The organism is Sphingopyxis sp. 2PD, assembly GCF_005503695.1.
Classification (GTDB): domain Bacteria; phylum Pseudomonadota; class Alphaproteobacteria; order Sphingomonadales; family Sphingomonadaceae; genus Sphingopyxis.
Window position 1 is genome coordinate 1 of sequence record NZ_SCMU01000052.1, and the last position, 2832, is coordinate 2832.

Genomic DNA, 2832 nt, shown 5'->3' on the forward strand with positions numbered 1-2832 from the left:
GCCTTGTCGAGTTCCGCCCCCAGCCGCCCGGTGAGCCACAGCCCCCACATTCTGAAATCGGAGGCCAGGCTCCACAGCGGATAGGTAAAGGTCGCGGGCCGGTTCTTCTCGACCCCGAAATGCGCCACCCACGCAAAGAAATATCCCGCCAGCGGCAGCGCGATCAGCCACCCCCAGCGCCCGCTCAGCACCGCCGCGATCGCGATCAGCACGACCAGCGTCGTGCCGACATAATGGAGCGCCCGGGTCGATGCCTTGCTATGCTCGCGCAGGTAAAAGGGCCAGAATTCGGCGAAGCTGGTGTAGAGTCGGGCCATCGCGTCAACATGCGGCGACGCCGCGTTGCGGTCAACCGGCGGAAGCGCCGCTACCCGCGCTTCAACCGGACCAGCGCCGCGTCGAGCGCCTGCAAAAATTGCGACCGGTCGGCCTTAGAAAAGGGCGGCGGTCCGCCCGTCCGCCCGTCCATCCCGGCGCGCAGGTCGGCCATGATCGCGCGCGTCGCGATCGCGGGGCCGATCGACGCCGTCGTAAAGGGTTTGCCATTGGGGCCGAGCACGATCGCCCCCGCCTTCAAAGCGCGGTCGGCGAGCAATATGTCGGCGGTAATCACGACGCTCGCCGCATCCGCCGCTTCGGCAATCCAGTCGTCGGCGGCATCAAAGCCATCCGACACCACCACCCGCTCGATCAACGGATGCTCGGGAACACGCAGCCGGCTATTGCTGACCACCTTCACCGGCACCTCGTGGCGCCAAGCGACCTTGTAGATCTCGTCCTTTACCGGACAGGCGTCGGCGTCGACCAATATCGTCGGGGGAGGCATGGCGCGGCGCGGTTACTTCTTCATATTGTCGAGGCCGGCAACCACCCCGACCTTGGTCGACGGATTGCTCGCATTCGGCTTCTTGGGCTTTTCGGCCTTGGGCTTGCGGACTTCGCGGTTCGTCTTTTTCTGGCCTTTGGCCATGGTCAATACCTTGAAAGGGGACGGACGCCTCTGCCCGTCGCCACGCAGCCTACGCGCTTTACCACCGCAAGTCGCCCCCTATCCCGTCACCCCATCCCACATCAGCTTGGCGCCGAGCACCACCATCAGCAGATAGATGATCACATAGAAGCGCGCGCCATCGATCCGTTTCAGCCAGCGTACCGTCAGCAAGGTCGACACGATCGCCAGCGGCATCAGCAGCGCCGCCGCCACCAGCACCTCGCGCGGAAAGGCGCCGAGCGCGATATAGGCGGGAACCTTGATCCAGTTGATCGCCGCGAACAGCACCGAGCTCGTTCCGACAAACACCAGATGCGGCAGGCGGCGCGGGGTAACCCACATCTGGAACGGCGGCCCGCCGGCATGCGCGATCTGGCTAGTAAAGCCGGTGGCGATCCCGAACAGGCTGCCGACCCAGCCCGGCGAACTCGACGCCGCAACCACGCGTCCGCCGCGCTCGACCCACAGGCGATACAGCCCGAACGCCAGCGTGATCGCGCCCAGCGCCGCCATCAGCTTCGCCTCGTCGACCTGCTCGGCGTAGAAATAGCCCGCGGCGATGCCGACCGCGGCGCCGGGCAGCATCCAGCCGATGATCCACCCGTCCCATGTCTTGCGGAACGACCACACGCTGACGACATCCTGCACGATCAGGATCGGCAGCAGCAGCGCCGCGGCAAGCGTCGGCGGCAGCACCAGCGCCACGATCGGCGTCGCAAGCGCCCCGACCCCCGCAAGCCCGCCCTTGGCCAGCCCCAGCAGGATCACCGCCAGCGCCAGCACCGCGAACGTCAGCGGATCGCTGAGCAGGTTCATGCGCCGGGTTCGTCCGGCAGGCGCCAGTCGATCGTCCCGCGTCCCTGCGCCGCCAGAAAATCATTGGCCTGACTGAACGGCCGCGACCCGAAAAAGCCATTGTGCGCCGACAGCGGCGAGGGGTGCGGCGCGCGCAGCACCAGATGCGGGCTACCCGCGCCGAGCTCCCGCTCCTTCAGGCCCGCGACATTCGCCGCCTTCTTCTGCGCATGGCTGCCCCACAGGATGAACACCTTCGGCGCCGGATCGGCGGCGACCGCCGCGACGACCGCGTCGGTGAATTTCTCCCACCCCTTGCCCTGATGCGACGCCGCCATGCCGCTTTCGACCGTCAGGCAATTGTTGAGCAGCAGCACGCCTTGGCTTGCCCAGGATTTGAGATAGCCGTGGCGCGCACGCGCGATGCCAAGGTCGCTTTCCATTTCCTTGTAGATGTTGACGAGGCTCGGCGGCACCCGCACCCCCGGCTGCACCGAAAAGCAGAGCCCGTGCGCCTGCCCCGGCCCGTGATAGGGGTCCTGCCCCAATATCACGACGCGGACTTGCCTTGGCGGCGTCGCATCCAATGCCGCGAACCAGTCGCGCGGCCGCGGAAAAATCGCCTTCCCCCTCGCGCGCTCGCCCTCCAGAAATTGCTTGAGCGCCGCCATATAGGGCTGCGCAAACTCGCCGCCGATGCGGGCGAGCCAGTCGGGATGCAATTTGACGTCGGCCATGACGGCGCTTCACCAGAGGCGCGCGGCCTTGTCCAGTGCTGGCGCCGGGTGAATGGCGGTTAGCGACCGATTGCGGACGTAGCCGATCCTCCCCCAACGGGGGAGGGGGACCACCCGAAGGGTGGTGGAGGGGCACAGGAGGTTACCGCAGCGCCGGGCCTAAAGAACTGCGCTTTCCGGGAGCCTCGCGGTGGAGTACGACTTCGGCGGCAAGGCAAACCGATGGTGCCCCTCCACCAGCTTCGCTGGTCCCCCTCCCCGTTCCGGGGAGGAGCGGCTAAGCCCGCTTCCCTCCCCAAAGCAGCCCGC

General features: G+C 66.9%; 5 protein-coding genes. All 5 read right to left on the reverse strand.

All coding sequences use genetic code 11. From position 1 onward, the window contains the following. Positions 1 to 317 (reverse strand): Mpo1-like protein (locus FFS18_RS17295; RefSeq protein WP_137871795.1); only part of this gene is annotated, 317 nt, incomplete at its 3' end. Positions 318 to 367: 50 nt separating this feature from the next. Further along, entirely contained in the window at positions 368 to 826 is a 459-nt protein-coding gene (locus FFS18_RS17300) for a YaiI/YqxD family protein (RefSeq protein WP_137871796.1), read from the reverse strand. Positions 827 to 838: 12 nt separating this feature from the next. Continuing rightward, the gene (locus FFS18_RS17855) at positions 839 to 970 is read right to left on the reverse strand and encodes a hypothetical protein (RefSeq protein WP_269461330.1); all 132 of its coding nucleotides are present in this window, start codon (positions 968 to 970) and stop codon (positions 839 to 841) included. Positions 971 to 1048: 78 nt separating this feature from the next. Further along, entirely contained in the window at positions 1049 to 1807 is a 759-nt protein-coding gene (locus tag FFS18_RS17305; protein WP_137871797.1) for a sulfite exporter TauE/SafE family protein, read from the reverse strand. Then, a complete protein-coding gene (ung, locus tag FFS18_RS17310; RefSeq protein ID WP_137871798.1) occupies positions 1804 to 2523 on the reverse strand; it encodes a uracil-DNA glycosylase in 720 nt (239 codons plus the stop codon). Before ung ends, FFS18_RS17305 begins: the two co-directional genes overlap by 4 nt. Between the last annotated feature and the right edge of the window lie 309 nt (positions 2524 to 2832).